At 62.6% G+C, this 18474-nt stretch carries 16 protein-coding genes; 13 read left to right on the forward strand and 3 right to left on the reverse strand.

The window, feature by feature from the left end:
- The first annotated feature begins 170 nt into the window (after positions 1 to 170).
- The 13 genes from O2K97_RS06930 to O2K97_RS06990 all read left to right on the forward strand — a co-directional run bounded on the left by O2K97_RS06930 (position 171) and on the right by O2K97_RS06990 (position 16012).
- Positions 171 to 461 (forward strand): metal/formaldehyde-sensitive transcriptional repressor, encoded by a 291-nt coding sequence (locus O2K97_RS06930; protein WP_062126547.1) that lies wholly within the window; start codon positions 171 to 173, stop codon positions 459 to 461.
- Positions 462 to 787: 326 nt separating this feature from the next.
- Positions 788 to 1708, forward strand: a complete 921-nt coding sequence (locus O2K97_RS06935; RefSeq protein ID WP_062126550.1) for a LysR family transcriptional regulator — start codon at positions 788 to 790, stop codon at positions 1706 to 1708.
- Between the two features lie 231 nt (positions 1709 to 1939).
- Entirely contained in the window at positions 1940 to 3151 is a 1212-nt protein-coding gene (locus O2K97_RS06940; protein WP_020486678.1) for a glutathione-independent formaldehyde dehydrogenase, read from the forward strand.
- Between the two features lie 341 nt (positions 3152 to 3492).
- Complete coding sequence (locus tag O2K97_RS06945) at positions 3493 to 4602, forward strand: S-(hydroxymethyl)glutathione dehydrogenase/class III alcohol dehydrogenase (RefSeq protein WP_017980840.1); 1110 nt, start codon at positions 3493 to 3495, stop codon at positions 4600 to 4602.
- A 52-nt stretch (positions 4603 to 4654) separates the two neighbouring features.
- Entirely contained in the window at positions 4655 to 5053 is a 399-nt protein-coding gene (locus O2K97_RS06950) for a VOC family protein (RefSeq protein WP_062126553.1), read from the forward strand.
- Positions 5054 to 5200: 147 nt separating this feature from the next.
- Positions 5201 to 6031 carry an S-formylglutathione hydrolase gene (fghA, locus tag O2K97_RS06955; protein ID WP_062126555.1) on the forward strand — a complete coding sequence of 277 codons (831 nt, stop codon included), beginning with the start codon at positions 5201 to 5203 and terminating at the stop codon, positions 6029 to 6031.
- On the forward strand, positions 6028 to 7386 hold the full coding sequence (locus O2K97_RS06960) for an NAD(P)/FAD-dependent oxidoreductase (protein ID WP_237237782.1): 1359 nt from the start codon (positions 6028 to 6030) through the stop codon (positions 7384 to 7386). The genes fghA and O2K97_RS06960 overlap by 4 nt, the downstream gene beginning before the upstream one ends.
- 40 nt (positions 7387 to 7426) lie before the next feature.
- Entirely contained in the window at positions 7427 to 8701 is a 1275-nt protein-coding gene (locus tag O2K97_RS06965; RefSeq protein WP_082824897.1) for a DUF3422 domain-containing protein, read from the forward strand.
- Between the two features lie 64 nt (positions 8702 to 8765).
- Positions 8766 to 10733 (forward strand): excinuclease ABC subunit UvrB, encoded by a 1968-nt coding sequence (uvrB, locus tag O2K97_RS06970; protein WP_269220964.1) that lies wholly within the window; start codon positions 8766 to 8768, stop codon positions 10731 to 10733.
- A gap of 22 nt (positions 10734 to 10755) precedes the next feature.
- The gene (locus O2K97_RS06975) at positions 10756 to 13410 is read left to right on the forward strand and encodes an excinuclease ABC subunit UvrA (RefSeq protein WP_269220965.1); all 2655 of its coding nucleotides are present in this window, start codon (positions 10756 to 10758) and stop codon (positions 13408 to 13410) included.
- A gap of 56 nt (positions 13411 to 13466) precedes the next feature.
- Positions 13467 to 14564, forward strand: a complete 1098-nt coding sequence (locus tag O2K97_RS06980) for a Dyp-type peroxidase (protein WP_082824898.1) — start codon at positions 13467 to 13469, stop codon at positions 14562 to 14564.
- Positions 14557 to 15378, forward strand: a complete 822-nt coding sequence (locus tag O2K97_RS06985) for a family 1 encapsulin nanocompartment shell protein (RefSeq protein WP_062127258.1) — start codon at positions 14557 to 14559, stop codon at positions 15376 to 15378. The genes O2K97_RS06980 and O2K97_RS06985 overlap by 8 nt, the downstream gene beginning before the upstream one ends.
- A 91-nt stretch (positions 15379 to 15469) precedes the next feature.
- Positions 15470 to 16012 (forward strand): PRC-barrel domain-containing protein, encoded by a 543-nt coding sequence (locus O2K97_RS06990; protein WP_021233330.1) that lies wholly within the window; start codon positions 15470 to 15472, stop codon positions 16010 to 16012.
- A gap of 11 nt (positions 16013 to 16023) precedes the next feature.
- On the opposite strand, the gene O2K97_RS06995 is transcribed toward O2K97_RS06990, so the two are convergent.
- The 3 genes from O2K97_RS06995 to O2K97_RS07005 all read right to left on the reverse strand — a co-directional run bounded on the left by O2K97_RS06995 (position 16024) and on the right by O2K97_RS07005 (position 18439).
- Entirely contained in the window at positions 16024 to 16320 is a 297-nt protein-coding gene (locus O2K97_RS06995) for a type II toxin-antitoxin system RelE/ParE family toxin (RefSeq protein ID WP_021233331.1), read from the reverse strand.
- Positions 16317 to 16595: a type II toxin-antitoxin system ParD family antitoxin gene (locus O2K97_RS07000; protein WP_021233332.1), complete on the reverse strand. Its 279-nt coding sequence runs from the start codon at positions 16593 to 16595 to the stop codon at positions 16317 to 16319. The genes O2K97_RS06995 and O2K97_RS07000 overlap by 4 nt, the downstream gene beginning before the upstream one ends.
- A gap of 116 nt (positions 16596 to 16711) precedes the next feature.
- Complete coding sequence (locus tag O2K97_RS07005) at positions 16712 to 18439, reverse strand: type IV secretory system conjugative DNA transfer family protein (protein ID WP_269221119.1); 1728 nt, start codon at positions 18437 to 18439, stop codon at positions 16712 to 16714.
- Positions 18440 to 18474: the final 35 nt, after the last annotated feature.

Genomic DNA, 18474 nt, shown 5'->3' on the forward strand with positions numbered 1-18474 from the left:
ATCAAGGGGGCAGGGAACCATAGATCAGCTCCTGATGTTTGGAGGGGGAAAGCGGGCCGTTGCAGCTATGAATCGGCAGAGGCCGTCGACGAGCCGCGACCCTTAATTCACAAGCGGCTTGAAACTCCCCCCCTGTATAGTATGTAGTGGTGATCTTTCAGGAAAGCGCGATGCCACATTCACCAGAGGACAAGAAGCGGGCCATCACACGCCTTCGCCGTATCAAAGGGCAGGCGGAAGCGCTGGAAAGGGCGATCGAGGCAGGTACGGACTGCGCACCCCTGCTCCAACAGATCGTGGCAATGCGGGGAGCGACCAACGGATTGATGGCGGAGGTGATGGAGAGCCATCTTAAAGAGACGTTCGGACCCTCAAGCAAGGCGATTGGGGGGCAGGACGGTGACTCTTACGATAATGACATGGAGGGGGTCATGAAGATATTGAGAACATATCTCAAATGAGCGCGGCCAAGATCATCCCGTATAGGTAATTATCTGGATATCTGATGCGTATGTATCGGTAATGTGGTGGTAATAATGAAGATACGACCAATCTTCGCTTGGTACGATTTGTGGGTTGGCGTTTTCATAGATCGTCCGAAGAGGCGGATATATATTTTTCCGGTTCCGTGTCTTGGATTGATGATTCAGCTTCAACACGCCGCCGCATCCTGACCGATCTATCTTCCAAGGGTCTCAGTGCAGGATTGCCGCCGCCATGCCCGAGCGAGTCGAGCGCAATTGCGAATTGTCGCTGCGCCGGATGCCGCAGGCAGATGGGATAGCATATGATCGTCAAGAATTTCGAATATCTCATAGCGCTCGATCGCGAGGGTCACTTCGGGCGGGCCGCCAAGAGCTGCAACGTGTCGCAGCCGACGCTTTCGGCGGGGATCAAGCAGCTAGAGGAAGATCTGGGCGTCGAGATCGTGCGGCATGGCCGGCGATATGACGGTCTCACATTGGAAGGCGGGACAGTGCTCGCCTGGGCCAAGAAGATCGAACGGGACTGTGACGGGCTGGAGAGTGACCTGTCGGCCCTCAAGCGAGGGCTGGAGGGCCTGTTCCGCTTGGGCATGGTATCAGGCACTTCGGCTGTCGGCGCGATCGTCAGCGCCGCTCTTGCGGATCAAATCCCCTTGCTGGGGCAAACCGTGACGGCGAGTGGCACTGCTTCGCTGTTGAGATCCTTGCTGGATCACGAAATGGACATGGCGCTGACCTATCTCGGCGAGGTTCCGAAGGACGAGTTCGAGACCCATCATCTCTACCGGGAACATACGACCCTGTTCCAGATGAGCAAAGAGCCGCAGCCCAAGCGAGTCGCGTGGGATCATGTCGTGAGCCTGCCGCTTTGCATTCTGGCAGGCGCGCTCCCCAGCGAGGCACAGTTGCAGCTCGCGCACTGCTCGGCCGCGACGATCAACACGGACACGATCGACATTCTGGCGGCGCATCTGGCCACAGGGCGTTACGCGGCAGTCTTGCCCCAATCGCTTGCGACCCGCCTCGCCCACATTCCAAACCTTCAGGCTTCAGCACTGACGGGTGCGGGCGCGCACGCAGATGTTGGATTCGTCAGCGTCAAGGGGGAGGCAAAGTCGCCGCCCTCGGCAGCCCTTCTTGAGCTGGTCCACACTCCCAAAGTCGTGTCTCCTTTGCAGGAAATCCTTGCATTGCATCGCCAATTTCAGCCTCGAAAGGGCTGAACCGGCAATGTTGCGGTGCGAAAAACGCTCATAGGAATTTCCTATCTCAAGATAGAAACTTCGAGTTTGCTGTCACATGCAGCCAAAGCCATTCTGCATGGACGATAATGAAGAGGTCTGGATCGCCAAAGGCGTATTGTGTTGATTTAATTCAGCGCAGCTCTTTTGGCGCGTCCGGTAGAAACTTCAACATTATTGAGGGGTGGCGGACGAGAGCTAGGAGATAATTCGATGGCTACCGGAAACAGGATCGTCACATTCGAGAAGCCGATGGAGATGAAGGTCAACACCTTCAAATTCCCGGAGCTGATTACGCCGCAGGGCAAGAAAGCCCCCCACGGCGCCATTCTCAAGATCGTCACCACCAACATCTGCGGCAGCGACCTTCACATCTACCGCGGTTCGTTCGAAGTCCCCAAGGGGATGACGATGGGCCACGAGATGACCGGCGAGGTGATCGAGGTCGGCTCCGACGTCGAATATATCAAGGTCGGCGATATCGTGTCCGTTCCCTTCAACGTCGGCTGCGGACGCTGCTACAACTGCAAGCACATGCGCTCGGACGTGTGCGAGCACACCAACCCCGAAGTCGATTGCGGCGCCTACGGCTTCAACCTGGGCGGATGGACCGGCGGTCAGGGGGATTACCTGTTCGTGCCCTATGCAGACTTCAATCTGCTGGCCTTCCCCGACAAGGACGCGGCCATGGCGAAGATCCGTGATCTGACGCTGCTTTCGGACGTGCTGCCGACCGCGTTCCACGGGTTCGCCGCGCCCGACTGGCCGGCGCAGCCTGCGTATATCGTCGGCGAGAACGTGCTGATCTTCGGCGCGGGGCCTGTCGGTCGCGCGGGCGCAGCCTGCGCGAAGCTCCTCGGTGCCGGCGCCATCATCGTCGCCGACTTCATTCAGGAGCGGCTCGATCTGCTCAAGCCGCACGGCGTCGAGACCATCAACCTGTCGGACGGCATTCCGATCGAGGATCATCTGGAACGGATCACCGGCAAGCGCGAGGCCGATCGCGTCATCGACTATGTGGGCCTCGACTGTCGCGGGTTCGGGGCGGAGTCCGACCAGATCGTCGAGAACGCCGTCACCAACGCGCTGCTGAAATATGTCCGCTTCGGTGGGATGACCAGCACGGTCGGCGTTTACTGCCCCAATCCGATCTCCAAGAATAGGGACAACAAGAAGGGCAGCATGGAAGTCGATTGGGCCAGTGGCTGGATCAAGTCGCCGCGGATGTCGGCAGGCCAGTCGCCGACGGCGAATTACAACCACGCCCTCATGCGGGCGATCCTGAACGATCGGATGCCCTATCTGACCCCGATGATGAACACGAAGATCATCAAGCTGGAGGATGCGCCGGCGGCCTACAAGGAGTTCGATGACGGATCGGCGTTCAAGTACGTCATCGATCCGCACGGCTCCGTAGCGGCCTGATCTTCTTCTAACCCGGAATATCCCCCGGTCATGACCGGGGGATATTCTGAGTCGTAGGGGGCGGACTGCTTTCCGCACGAACACCCCCTTCCGGCTTGTCGATCTAACTCCCCCCCGGATCGGCAAGCCGCCCCTTTCCGGAAACGCAGCATCAACGATCGCGCTGCGCTTTCCCAAGCCATGACGTCCTGTCAGGCGCCTCCATCCCTCAGTCGATATCCCTCTTGCATACTGGCTAGGAGTATATTAGACATACTCCCGCCAGTATGTGTTTGTCCGAGAGTCGCGCTTCGCCGGGCTTCACAACCGGCGGTCCGATTCAACCAACGAGGGAAATCAAAATGAAATCTCGCGCCGCCGTAGCCTTCGAGGCAGGCAAGCCGCTCGAAATCGTCGAGATCGATGTCGCACCGCCCCAGAAAGGCGAAGTGCTCATCAAGGTCACGCATACCGGGGTATGCCACACCGACGCTTTCACGCTGTCCGGCAACGATCCGGAGGGCATTTTCCCGGTCGTTCTCGGTCACGAGGGCGCGGGCATCGTCGTCGAGGTCGGCGAGGGCGTCACCAGCGTCAAGCCGGGCGATCACGTCATTCCGCTCTACACCGCCGAGTGCGGCAAGTGCGAGTTCTGTCTGTCCGGCAAGACCAACCTGTGCGTCGCGGTCCGCGAAACGCAGGGCAAGGGCCTGATGCCTGATGGCACCACGCGCTTCTCCTACAACGGCCAGCCCCTCTATCACTACATGGGCTGCTCGACGTTCAGCGAATACACCGTCGTCGCCGAAGTCTCGCTCGCCAAGATCAACCCGGAAGCGAACCCCGAGCATGTCTGCCTTCTGGGCTGCGGCGTCACCACCGGCATCGGCGCGGTCCACAACACCGCCAAGGTGCAGCCGGGTGACTCGGTTGCCGTGTTCGGTCTGGGCGGCATCGGTCTCGCCGCGATCCAGGGCGCGCGTCAGGCCAAGGCAGGCCGCATCATCGCGATCGACACCAACCCGACGAAGTTCGAGCTGGCACGTCAGTTCGGCGCGACCGACTGCATCAACCCCAAGGACTATGACAAGCCGATCCAGCAAGTGCTGATCGAGATGACCGGATGGGGCATCGACCACACGTTCGAGTGCATCGGCAACGTCCATGTCATGCGGGCCGCGCTGGAATCCGCGCATCGTGGCTGGGGCCAGTCGATCGTCATCGGCGTTGCCGGCGCGGGCCAGGAAATCTCCACCCGTCCGTTCCAGCTCGTCACGGGCCGCGTCTGGAAGGGGTCGGCCTTTGGCGGCGTCAAGGGGCGCACCCAGCTTCCCGGCATGGTCGAGGACGCCATGAAGGGCGAGATCGATCTGGCGCCCTTCGTCACCCACACCATGGGTCTCGATGAGATCAACGAGGCGTTCGACCTGATGCACGAAGGCAAGTCGATCCGCACCGTGATCCACTACTGATCCGACAGATTACGCCGTTTAGTTTCAAACACTAACCTCAAGGAAGAATATCATGGCTGACCCCGTTATCTCCGGCAACGGCGTGTTCTCGCACGTCTTCATCGGCGCTGCCGACGTCGAGCAGTCGTCGGCGTTCTATGACGCCGCTCTGGGCGCCCTGGGCGTCAAGAACCTCGGCCCCTTCGGCAATGGCTGGGTGCTGTACGGTCGCGACAAGCCCGCCTTCATCATTGCCCGTCCCGGCAATGGCGAAGCGCCCTCCAGCAACGGCGTGACGGTTGGCTTTGCCGCCGCGACGCCCGCCGAAGTGGACGCTTTCCACGCGGCCGGCCTCGCGGCCGGTGGCACCGACGAGGGCCAGCCCGGCCCGCGTGGCCATCTGCCGGGTGCCTATGCGGCCTATCTGCGTGATCCGGCGGGCAACAAGGTCTGCTCGTACACCTTCATCTGAAGCCGGAAGGTGAGGGCGATACCCGCAACCCTATGACTGGCTGTCGCCGGCGCTGAAACAGGCGCCGGCGCTTCCCCCCGCACAACAGCCAGCAAAAGGGCTCCTATCGCCACACCGTCCACCAACCGTCGAAGCAAGGAAACAAAAATGGAACGTGTCGAACATCACGCCAGCTTCGGCGGTTGGCAGGACGTCTATCAGCATGACTCGATCAGCCTCGGTTGTCCGATGAAGGTCGGCGTCTATCTGCCTCCCCAGGTGAAGGACGGTCGCGTGCCGGTGCTGTATTGGCTGTCCGGCCTGACCTGCACCGAGCAGAATTTCATCACCAAGGCTGTCGCGCAGCGTTTCGCGGCCGAGCACGGGATCATCCTCGTCGTGCCGGACACCAGCCCGCGAGGCGAAGGCGTGGCCGACGATCCCGGCTATGATCTGGGGCAGGGCGCCGGCTTCTACGTCAACGCGACGCAGGAACCTTGGGCCGCACACTACCGCATGTACGATTATGTCGTCGAGGAATTGCCGGCGCTGATCGAAGCCACATTCCCGGCCGATGATCGCCGGGCTATCGCGGGCCATTCCATGGGCGGGCATGGCGCCCTTGTTGCCGCCCTGCGCAACCCCGGACGCTATCGCAGCGTATCGGCCTTCTCGCCGATCGTAGCGCCGAGCCAGGTGCCTTGGGGCGAGCGTGCCTTCACGGCCTATCTGGGTGACGATCGCGAGGCGTGGAAGCAATATGACGCCATCGAACTTATCAAGGCCGCCCGCGAGCGTCTGCCGTTGCTCGTCCATCAGGGTCTGGATGACGAGTTTGTCGAGCGCGAGCTGCGCCCCGACTTGCTGGAGGCGGCGTGCAAGGCTGCCGAGCACCCGCTGACGCTCCATCGGCTGCCTGGATACGACCACAGCTATTATTTCATCGCGAGTTTCATCGGCGAACATATCGCCCACCATGCCGCGGCGTTGTCCCAATGACCGGGCCGTCACCTTCAACCATGCGCGAAATCGCGCCCAGCCATGAGCCGGCTCACGGCCGCCATCGCGTGGTGGTCGTGGGGGCGGGCTTCGGCGGCCTTGAAACCGTGCAGCGGCTCGCCGGGAGCGGCGTGGACATCACGCTCGTCGATCGCCGCAACCACCATCTCTTTCAGCCGCTGCTCTATCAGGTGGCGGGCGCCTCGCTGTCGCCATCGGAGATCGCATGGCCGATCCGTTCGCTCTTCGCCAAGCGGAAGGACGTGCGGACCCTGCTCGGCGAGGTTGAAGGTGTCGATACAGGCGGTCGGCGCGTCATTCTGGAGGACGGCTCGACGGTTGCCTATGACACGCTCGTCATCGCGACGGGCGCGCGGCACTCCTATTTCGGCCACGATCAATGGGAACCGTTTGCTCCCGGCCTGAAATCGCTGGAGGATGCAACCACCATTCGCCGGCGCCTTCTGGTCGCCTTCGAGGAAGCCGAGCGTGAGACGGACCCCGCGCGCCGTGCCGCTTTGCAGACCTTCGTCATCATCGGTGGTGGCCCGACCGGCGTGGAGCTGGCCGGCACGATCGCGGAGCTTGCCCGCCTGACGCTGGTGCGGGATTTCCGGTCGATCGACCCGCGTGCGACCCGCGTCGTGCTGATCGAAGCCGGGCAACGGCTCTTGCAGGCTTTCCCGGAAGACCTCTCCGCCTATACCCGGCAGGCGCTCGAAAAGCTCGGCGTCGAAATCAAGCTCGGCACGCCGGTCACGGAATGCTCCGCCGATGGCGTCGTCGTGGATGGGAAGCAGATTCCCGCCGAAACGATCCTGTGGGCAGCAGGCGTCCAGGCATCGCCCGCCGCGCATTGGCTGAACGCTGAAGCCGATCGCGCTGGCCGCGTGATTGTCGGACCGGACCTGACGGTGCCGGGTCATCGCGACATTTTCGTGATCGGCGACACCGCGGCCTCGAACGGGTTCGATGGCAAGCCTGTCCCCGGTCTTGCGCCGGCTGCGAAGCAGGCGGGTCAATATGTCGCCCGGCTTATCCGCCAGCGCCTGAAGGGGCAGAACGAGGTCGCGCCCTTCCATTACCGGCATCAGGGCAATTTGGCGACTATAGGCCGCAGCCTTGCCGTCGTCGACATGGGTCGGTTTAAGTTGCGCGGGGCCCTGGCGTGGTGGATGTGGAAGCTCATCCACATTTATTTCCTGATCGGGGCGCAGAACCGGCTTAGTGTGGCACTAAGCTGGCTGTGGACCCATGGCATAGGATATCGTGGCTCTCGGCTGATTACTTATGGCGATCTAGATCATCGCGACGTGGGGGAGAAGGATGACAAGGGGGGAAAGCCGATTGAGTGAAGCGGGCAGCGCTCCGAATGGCGGTTCGACTGTCTATGGTATGCCGACCTATGAAAATAGGCGGGTTGCCATCGACGAGGTACATGCGCGCCCATATCTCCTGATCGAGTCACCGCGCGCCCTGGTGCAGCTCGCCTTCATGAATGAAGGCAATCTGGCCAAGGATAAGGCGACGCTCGCGGAAATATCGAGCCGAATGGGCGCGTCGCTGCCCGATCAGAACTCCCCCCTTCATGGCCTGACCTGGGATCAGGGCAAATTGCATTGTGAGAAGCATACGGAGTTTTCGACCTACCTGTGGAGCGCGCCTGTTGATCCCGACACCGGGGATCTGGCGGGCGAAGACCCGTTCAAGCACGGCTTCACCCCGCCTGGGCCGGTCATTTGCGGCATCCGGTTGGACGTGGTGGCGTGGACGGAAGAGACCGCGACCTACATTGACCGCTTCGATCCGATCAGCCGCTGCCATTCGCTCGTCGAGGACGGCATGGCGGATATCGTTACCGATTTCCGTCAGGATGCAGATGGGCTGACCCGCATCCTCATCCTCGATCGCGGCCTGACGCCGATCCGGCTTGGCGCGCTGGCGCAGCGGCTCCTTGAAATCGAGACCTATCGGACGTTGGCCCTGCTCGGTATTCCCCTGACCCAATCGCTGGGTCCGCATCTACGCAATATAGAAAAGCGCCTCGCCGCGATCACGGATGAGATGCGCAAGTCGGCTCGGCGCAACAGCGAGGCGCTGCTTTCCAGATTGACGGATCTCTCGGCCGAGCTGGAGGCGGACACGGCGTCCAGCCTCTACCGCTTCGGCGCGAGCCGCGCTTATTACGAGATCGTCGAGGAACGGCTTGCCGCACTCGGCGAAACCTTCGTCCCCGGCTGCTATCGCTGGCGCAGCTTCCTGCATCGCAGGATCGCCCCCGCCATGCGGACCTGTCGCGTGATCGAGGAGCGGCAGGCCAATCTCTCGGACAAGCTGGCGCGCGCGACCACCTTGCTGCGATCCTGGATCGATGTGCAGCTCGAACGCCAGAATAGCGACCTGCTCGCCTCGATGAACAACCGGGCGAAGCTGCAATTGCAGCTTCAGCAGACGGTGGAGGGCCTGTCTGTCGCCGCAATCTCCTATTATGTGATCGGCCTGCTCTCCTATTTCATCAAGGGCATACCGGGCATTCACGACGCAGTGGCGCCTGAGCTGGTGATCGCAGCTTTGGTTCCCCTTGTCCTCCTTGGTGTCTGGTGGACCGTTCGGCGGATCAGGCACGCACACAAGGACCATGGACAGCCGCCCGCGAAGGGGCAGATGTGACCCGACAATCGTTTTTGGGCACGCTTGAGGCGTTCATGGCCTGGCCCTGGCAGGAGGATATCTGATGTCGACTGGCATATTCATTTTGCACTCCGACTATACCCCGGCGGGCGATCAGCCCGAAGCGATCGCGCGGCTCATATCCGGCATCGAGGAGGGGGCGCACCATCAGACCCTCAAGGGCATCACGGGGTCGGGCAAGACGTTCACGATGGCCAACGTGATCCATCGCCTGAAGCGTCCCACGCTGATCCTGGCCCCCAACAAGACGCAGCTCTATGACGAAATGCGGCGATTTTTCCCTGAAAACGCCGTGGAGTATTTCGTCTCCTACTACGACTATTTCCAGCCAGAGGTGTATTTGCCGGGCCGCGATGAGTTCATTCCGAAAGATTCCTCGATCAACGAGCATCTGGAACGGTTGCGCCTTTCGACGACAAAATCCCTGATTGAGCGCCGCGATACGATCGTCGTTGCCTCGGTATCGTCGATCTATGGCATGGGCGATCCCGACAATTATCGCGCGCTCCAGGTTCCGCTGACCGAGGGCGCGCGGTTGGGACAGGAAGAGCTTCTTCGCGGCCTGGCGCGTCTGCAATATGATCGGGCCGAGCACAAGCTGAAGCGCGGCACCTATCGCGCTGATGGCGACGCTGTTGAGGTTTACCCGGCGGATTCGGAATATAAGGCCCTGCGGGTCGGATTGGCGAACGGCCTGATCGCGTCCCTCCAGTGGTTCGATGCGGCGACCGGAAGGCAGCTAGAGAGCACCGATCACTATCTCGTATCGCCCAAGACCGTTCTGGCGGCGACCGCCGATCAGGCCCGCAAGGCCGCAACGGCGATCCTCGCAGAGATGGAGACGCAGGTCGAGCGGCTGACCAGCGAAAATCGCCTGACGGAAGCGGCGCGCCTCTATGATCGCATCACCAACGATGCCGAGATGTTGCGCGAGGTCGGATATTGCTCGGGCATGGAAAATTACGCCTGCTATCTGAGCGGCCGTGACCCAGCGCTCCCGCCCATAACCCTGCTCGACTATCTGCCCAAGGATGGGCTGCTGTTCGTCGACGAATCGCATGTGATGATCCCGCAGATCTCGGCGATGTTCCGGGGCGACCAGGCCCGCAAGGATACGCTGATCGATTATGGCTTCCGCCTGCCATCCTCGAAGGACAGCCACCCCTTGAGCTTCCACGAGTTCGAACAGGTCAAGCCGCAGACGATCTTCGTGTCCGCCACCCCCGGCGCCTATGAGGTAAGGGCCTCGCAAGGCAGGGTGGTCGAACAGATCGTTCGGCCGACCGGCCTGCTCGATCCGAAAGTGGAAATCCGCCCGTCCCAAGGCGCGCGGGATGATTTGCTACGCGAGATCGCGCAGCGCACGAAGCGCGATGAGCGCGTGCTGGTCACGACGCTGACCAAGGTCGCGACCGAGGAGCTGCACGCATTCCTCGAAAGCCAGGGCGTGCGCGCGCGCTACATGCACTCTGACGTCAAGGTCGAGGATCGGGTCGCGATCATCGAGGGCCTGCGCGCGGGCGAGTTCGACGTGCTGATCGGTATCAGCCTGCTACGCGAAGGGCTCGATATCCCCGAAGCGTCGCTGATCGCGATCTTCGATGCGGACCGCGCGGGCTTCCTGCGCTCGGCCCAGGCGCTGATCCAGATGATCGGCCGCGTCGCGCGCAACGTGAACGGCACCGCAGTTCTCTACGCCGATACCGTGACGCCGGCGATGAGGGCCGCGATCGACGAGACCGAGAGTCGGCGACAGCGCCAGATCGCCTTCAACGAAGAGAACGATGTCACCCCGCTCTCGTCGGTTCGCGGCCTGGCGTCGGCGCAGCCCGACCGGGAAGAGCCGTCGGTCCATTCGGAGGCTTTCTGCGAAAATCTGTACGAGCTGTGCGACCGGATCACCGCGAAGGAACAGGCGCTGCTGACGGCAGTAGATAACGATGACGAGGATCGGGCGGAGACGATCCGGGGCGAGTTGGACGGCCTGTACCGTCAGTTCATCTATCTGTGATGCGCCGAGTGAAAGTGACCGTATGAGCAAGGATCAGGAGCCTCAAACCACCCCCGGCAAGGAACGCGCGCCGCGCTCCGGCTTCGTTCAGGTACGCGGCGCGCGGCAGAACAATCTCAAGAATGTCGACGTGGACGTGCCGCGCGACGCCTTCGTGGTGTTCACCGGCATATCCGGATCGGGCAAATCGAGCCTCGCTTTCGGCACCCTCTATGCCGAGGCACAGCGCCGCTATCTGGAATCGGTCGCGCCCTACGCCCGCCGCCTGATCGATCAGGCCGGTGTGCCGGAGGTTGACGCTATCGACGGGTTGCCTCCCGCAGTCGCGTTGCAGCAGCAGCGCGGCTCGGCCAATGCGCGGTCCTCGGTTGGGAGCGTGACGACGCTCTCCAGCCTGGTACGGATGCTCTACTCGCGCGTCGGCGAATATCCGCGCAATCAGCCCATGCTCTATGCGGAGGACTTCTCGCCAAACACAGTCGCGGGCGCCTGCCCGACCTGCCACGGCATCGGGCGCGTCTATGACGCGACCGAAGAGACGATGGTGCCCGACGACACGCTGACGATCCGGGAACGCGCCATCGCCGCATGGCCGCCCGCGTGGCACGGCCAGAACCTGCGCGATATCCTCGTCTCGCTCGGCTATGATGTCGACACCCCATGGCGGGATCTTCCGAAGAAGGATCGCGACTGGATACTCTTCACCGACGAGACGCCGACGGTGCCGGTCTATGCGGGTCTGACGCCCGAGCAGACGCGCGTCGCCCTCAAGCGCCGCATGGAGCCGAGCTATCAGGGCACCTTCACCGGCGCCCGTCGCTATGTGCTGGAGACGTTCGCCAACACCAAAAGCGCGCTGATGAAGAAGCGCGTCTCGCAATATATCATAGGCCGCGATTGCCCGACCTGCGACGGCAAGCGGCTGAAGCGCGAGGCTCTGTCGGTGAAGTTCGCGGGCCTCGACATCGCCGAGTTTGGCGACCTGACGGTGCTGAAGCTCCGGGACTTGCTCACGCCTGTCGCGCATGGCGAGTATGGGGGCGCCGCGGCGGCCCCGAAGGGCCATGTTCTTGGCAAGGCGGCCCGCGATGCGGCAGTTGAACGCAGGGTCGCGGCGGGAGGCTCGGCGCACAAGGCAGCGCCCGACGTGCGCCGCACGCCCAACCTCTCCGATGAGAAGCGGGTCGCCGCGCAGCGTCTCGCATCCGAGCTGCTCGAACGGCTCGGCCCGCTGATCGATCTTGGCCTTGGCTACATCTCGCTCGACCGAAGCACGCCGACGCTTTCCTCCGGCGAGCTGCAACGCCTGCGCCTTGCCACTCAATTGTCCTCGCAGCTTTTCGGCGTGGTCTATGTGCTGGACGAGCCCTCGGCGGGGCTGCACCCGGCAGACGGCGAAGCTTTGCTCACCATCCTTGAGCGGCTGAAAGCGGCGGGCAACTCGCTGTTCGTCGTCGAGCATGATCTTGACGTGATCCGCCATGCCGAATGGCTGGTCGATGTAGGGCCAGGAGCAGGCGAAAAGGGCGGTGAAGTGCTCTACAGCGGGCCGATCGCGGGACTGGCCGACGTCGAGGCGTCGATCACGCGCCGCTATCTGTTCGCAGAGCCCGTCGCCCATGACCGGACCCCGCGCGAAGCAAAGGCTTGGCTCCGTCTAGAGGGGGTGACGCGCAACAACCTGCGCGGCCTCGACGTCGAGCTTCCGATCGGTTGCTTCACCGCTGTCACCGGGGTTTCGGGATCGGGCAAGTCCAGTCTGGTCAGCCAGGCGCTGCCGGAGCTTGTCGCGGAACAGCTCGGCGGCTCGCCGGCTGCCGAGGAAGAGGATGCCGATCCGCTGCTTGATGTTGCGCAGGAAGAGACCGAAGGCCGCATCGTTGCGGGCATGGAGCATGTGCGCAGACTGGTGCGGGTCGATCAGAAGCCGATCGGCCGCACCCCACGCTCGAACCTCTCCACCTACAGCGGCCTGTTCGATCATGTGCGCAAGATCTTTGCCGGCACTCCGTTGGCCAAGAAGCGCCGTTACAGCCCCGGCCGCTTCTCGTTCAACGTCGCCGAAGGCCGCTGCCCGGTATGTGAGGGCGAGGGGTTCGTGATGGTGGAGCTGCTGTTCCTGCCAAGCGTCTATGCGCCGTGCTCGACCTGCCACGGCAGCCGCTACAACCCGCAAACGCTCGAAGTCGAATGGAACGGCCGCAACATCGCCCAGGTGCTGGAGCTGACGGTGGACGAGGCGTGCGACTTCTTCGCGAGTGAGGCGTCCGTCATGCGCTCGCTGGATGTGCTGCGGGAGATCGGCCTTGGATATCTGAGGCTCGGGCAGCCGGCGACGGAACTGTCGGGCGGCGAGGCGCAGCGCATCAAGCTTGCGACCGAGCTGCAACGCGCCCAGCGCGGCAACACCATCTACATCCTCGACGAGCCTACTTCGGGGCTTCACCCGTCCGACGCGGACCGGCTGATGCGGCACCTGCAGGGCCTTGTCGACGTGGGCAATACGGTTGTTGTCGTCGAGCATGACATGCGCGCCATCGCACAGGTGGATTGGGTCATCGATCTCGGACCGGGAGCCGGGGAGGAAGGTGGCCTAATCATCGCCAGCGGCGTCCCTAGCGACGTTGCAGAGGCGGAAGGCAGTCTGACCGCGCCCTATCTCAAGGCGGCGCTTTAGCCGCCTCTTGGGTGTGTGCCATAACGATGGGCCGGGTCCGGCCATAGGAGACGAGCTTGCCTTCCACTGTCGCTCAGGATGTTACCGCACGTTCCCAGGCCGTCGATGCCCGGCTCACTCGTGCAGCCATCTTCCTCGTGGTGTCGATGGGCGCGGGTGCAAAGCCCGAGATGGCGGTGCGAAATCTCTGCGCAATCCTTTCCTCGCTGGTGCGTGGCGTCGGCTTTAGGGCAGCGGATGGAGGGCTTTCCTGCATCATGGGGATCGGCTCCGATGCCTGGGACCGACTGTTCGGGGCACCGCGGCCGAAGGAGCTGCATCCGTTCCGGGAAATTCATGGCGTCCATCATGCGCCTTCGACACCCGGCGACCTGCTGTTCCACATTCGCGCCGCACGGCAGGACCTGTGCTTCGAGATGGCCGCGCAGATCGTGAAGCGCCTCGCCGGCGTCGCCTCGGTCACGGACGAGGTGCATGGCTTCCGCTACTTCGATGATCGCGACTTACTGGGCTTCGTCGATGGGACGGAAAACCCCGTCGAGCAGGGGGCGAGAGATGCCACGGTGATCGGGGCGGCGGACGATCCGGTCTTCGCTGGCGGCAGCTATGTGATCGTCCAGAAATACCTCCATGACCTCGACAAGTGGAACGCGATTCCCGTCGAGCAACAGGAGAAGATCGTCGGGCGCGAGAAACTGTCGGACATCGAGCTGGACGAGGCAGCGAAGCCGAGCTTCGCGCACAACGTCCTCACCAACATCGAGGAGGACGGCGAGCAACTCCAGATCCTGCGCGACAACATGCCGTTCGGCGATGTCGGCAAGGGGGAGTTCGGCACCTATTTCATCGGTTACGCCCGCTCACCCACGCGGATCGAGCGGATGCTCGACAATATGTTCATCGGCCTGCCGCCCGGCAACTACGATCGCCTGCTCGATGTCAGCCGGGCCGTGACCGGCTCGCTCTATTTCGTGCCGTCGGCCGACTTTCTGGACGCCGTGACGCCGGGGCCGCCTGCGGCCGATGGCGACGATAGCAATGGCGATGAAGCGGTGGCTGCGCCGGCACCCACGGCTCCGACCCCGGAGGCTCCAACGGCATTGGACGGATCGCTCCGCATTGGATCACTCAAAGACGAGGCCGGACATGAATAACCTCCATCGCGAACTCGCCCCGATCTCAGACGCCGCCTGGGCACAGATCGAACAAGAGGCGACCCGAACCCTCAAGCGCTATCTGGCCGCGCGCCGCGTCGTGGACGTGCCGGACCCGAAGGGGGCTACGCTCGCGGCCGTGGGCACGGGCCACACCAAGCCGATCGATGCGCCGAGCGATGGCGTCCAGGCCGTGCGGCGTGCGGCCAATGCCGTAGTCGAACTGCGCGTGCCCTTCACGCTGACCCGCGCTGCGATCGACGATGTGGAGCGTGGCTCCGAAGATTCCGACTGGCAGCCGCTCAAGGAAGCTGCCCGCACGATCGCCTTTGCCGAAAATCGTGCGATCTTTGATGGCTATGCCGCTGCCGATATCGGCGGCATCCGTCCCGGCGCGAGCAACGAGCCGGTGCCGCTGCCCACGGCCGTCGCCGGATATCCCGCCATCGTCGCCCAAGCCGTCGACCGGTTGCGCCTTGCCGGGGTCGAGGGGCCTTATCGACTGGTGCTGGGCGATGATCCGTTCACCGCGATCAGCGGCGGCAGCGAGGAGGGCTATCCGGTGCTCCAGCACATCAATCGTCTGGTGGATGGCGATATCATCTGGGCGCCGGGCATCACGGGCGGCGTCGTCCTGACAACACGGGGCGGCGATTTCGAACTCGATCTCGGACAGGACTTGTCGATTGGCTATCTCAGCCACACCGCCGAGGTGGTTGAGCTGTACCTGCAAGAGAGCTTCACCTTCCGGCTGCTGACGAGCGAGGCGGCTGTTTCGCTCCCGACAGCGGAAGCGTCGGCGCAGCCGGCGTGAAGGCGTTGCCGGTTGCGCCGCCCCCACGCGGGCCGCAGCGAGGGGTGGGACGATGATAAGTCTCGTCGGTTGGCTCGCCACGATCGCGACGATGATCGCGGCGATGATGACGGCTTCCAACCTGGGCGCGCGCGTGACGGGCTGGGGCTTCGTGGTGTTCAGCATCAGCTCGGTTTGCTGGACCACATTGGGCTACGCCACAGGACAGACAGCCTTGGTTGCCACCAATGGATTCCTGATGCTGACGAACCTCGTCGGTATCTGGCGATGGTTGGGGCAGCAGACCAAATATGAGGATGGCGGCCGATCGGCCGAAACAGCCAGCCAAAGATCCGATACGCCGAACCTGTTCACCGCGACCGGCCTGATCGGCATGGCGGTTGATGACAAGAGCGGGATGAATCTGGGCCGGGTTGTCGAGGCCCTGATCGAATGTTCGACCGGCAGGATAAACTATGTGGTGATCTCGGACGAGCGATATGCCGGTCTTGAAGAGACATTGCGAGCGGTGCCGCTCGAATCCCTCAGGATCGGCTACACGCGCATGACGCTGTTGCTGGACGGCCCGAGCTTCCTGTCACAGCCCGGCCTCAAAAGTCGTGACTGGCCCGCCTTCGCTCCGATCAATCCCTAGCAAGCGATCGCTCAAACCAATTGGAGCGCGCGATCATGATCTTGACCGGGGCCAAGAAAGCGCAGGATCAGGATACGGTGGGCTTCTGGCCGGTAGAGGATGCCATAGCGGCGATAGGAACGGCGACGGATACCGTAGCGCTCATAGCGAGGCACCAGAGGATAGCCCTGGGGCAGATCGGCAAGGCGACGGGCCGCCTCACGCAATTCCTCGACAAAGCTGATGGCTCTCGCGGGATTGTCCTTTTCGATATGTTCGGCGATGTGATCGAGGTCGGCCAGCGCATCCGGCGTCAGGATGACTTTCATTGCGGCTGAGCGCTTGCCCGTGTCCGAATCCTGTCGATGATAGCATCGCAGGCGTCGTCGAGGTCGTGGGTGCGCCCCGCCTCCGCATCGGCAAGGCCGCGTTCGATCGAGGCGTCAAGATCATGCAGCCACCGTTCGACATCCTGCGTCTCACCCTGATCGCGCCGAATGAGATCGCGAACATAATCACTCACGCTGGCATAATGCCCGCTGTCGATGCGGCGCTGGACGTAATCCCGCATGGGGTCTGGAAGGGAGACGTTCATCGAAGCCATAAATCACCTCACTACCATTATGGCAAAAACTGCCATTGGTTTCAAGGCGCCTGCCTCTCTTGTGCAGCCGTTCCCCCTTCGGGTCATCCCACCGGCGAGGGCAAGATCACATAACGCTAAGCGACCTTTGCCTCGCCCACCATAACAATATGTTGGAAAAGCTTGCTGGTGCGTTCCCCGGCAGGGGCGGCCATGGCGGCGGCGATCGCGGCTTGGTTCAAGCGGTGGTGGGTCGGGGCCGTGCCGCCGCCTCCGGATTGCGGCCCAGGACCATGAGCAGGCGGGGCCGAGCCAGGGGCGCCATTATCATCCGCCTCGGCCGCGGCGATCACCCGCAGGCTGTTTATCGGTGCGGTGGGGTCGGGTCGAATGTTCGGCATTTGCGGTGCGGGGATCTTGGTCAGTGCGACCATGGCCTTCTCCGTATAATAGCGGATTTTCTTGCCATAGACGGGCGGGATGCCGAGGCGCAGGACGATCATGTCCTTTTCGGGGAGCTGCATCAGCTCTTGAGGAAGCATCAGGGGCCGGCGCTGATCGGATTCCGATACCGAGCCGCCCCCACGGCCCCACATGCCGAAGGAGCGCGATTTGGCGCGAAACGTATAAGTGCCAAGCCGCTCGGAAATATCCTTCGCATCATCGTTGGTCGCGGGGCGCATGACCATCTGGACGCCGCAGTTGGATTCAATCTCCGTGGCGACTTTCGGCCCATAGACGTTCTCGAGCTGCGCTCCGCTCTGGATGACGGGGAGGAGGCGAATGCCATAGCCGGCGACGTAGCTGAAGCCATTGGCGATCACCGATGCGCGGCCGAGGCGCGAGAACTCGTCCAGCAAGAGCAGCAAGCGGACCTGGTGCTTGTTACCCGAGGGCAACTCGCGGACATTGAGGTCAATGAGCTGCTGGAAAAGCAGGCCATAGATCGGTGCCACGCGATCCAGATCATCCGGCGAGACGCCGAGATAGAGCGAGATCCGCTTGTCGCGGAACTCGCGCAGATCGAAATCGCTGACAGCCGTTGCCGCATCGACATAGGGGTTCAGCCACAGATTGATCTTGGCGGTGACGGACTGGCGGGTTGACGTGAAGGTATTGGCCGAGGCCATGATCCAATCCCGCAGCGCCGACACGCACGCACCTGATAGCGGTTTGCCCTCCCGCTCGCGCTGCGAGATGATTTTGGGAAATCGCTTCTGTGCATCGCCGGCGGCGAATTGGCGGTAGATTTCGCCGATGGTGAAGGGGAGCGCATCGTCGCCATCATCCGCCGTGGCGGCGACATAGGCCGCGACACCGAGAAACGCCGTCCTTGCGCTTTCCGCCCAAAACGTCTCGCCCTGCAGGGGCAGGGGAAAAAGCATGACGCTGATTTTTTGCAGCTCGTTGACGACTTCGACCTGATCGCGTCGATTGATGTAGGCGAGCGGGTTGTAGCGGCATGTGCGACCGTGGGCATCGAGCGGGTTGAACAAGAGGGTTTGCTGGCGAAGGTTCGTCATCCGAAAGCCCGCTGTCGCCGCCCAATTCTCTTGCTTCACATCGAGGACGACAACCGAATCCGGCCATTGGAGAAGGTTCGGGATCACGACGCCGACGCCCTTGCCGGCGCGGGTAGGCGCTTCGAGCAAGACATGCTCGGTTCCCCCAAAGCGCATGAACTTGCCGTTGATGCGGCCGAGGAGAATGCCGGTATCCTCCAAGAGCTTGGCTTTGCGGACCTCGCCGATCCGCGCCCAGCGGGCTTCGCCGTGGAGCTTCTGTCCCGTGAAGAGCGACGACACGATACCGATCAGGCAGACCGCGAAGGCGATGAAGAAACCGGCGAGAAACGGCTTCCACACGATCGGCAAGTGGCGCATCGACCATAATGGGCTCT

Origin of the sequence: Brevundimonas vesicularis (genome assembly GCF_027105095.1) — a bacterium.
In the GTDB taxonomy this organism is placed as follows: domain Bacteria; phylum Pseudomonadota; class Alphaproteobacteria; order Caulobacterales; family Caulobacteraceae; genus Brevundimonas; species Brevundimonas vesicularis_E.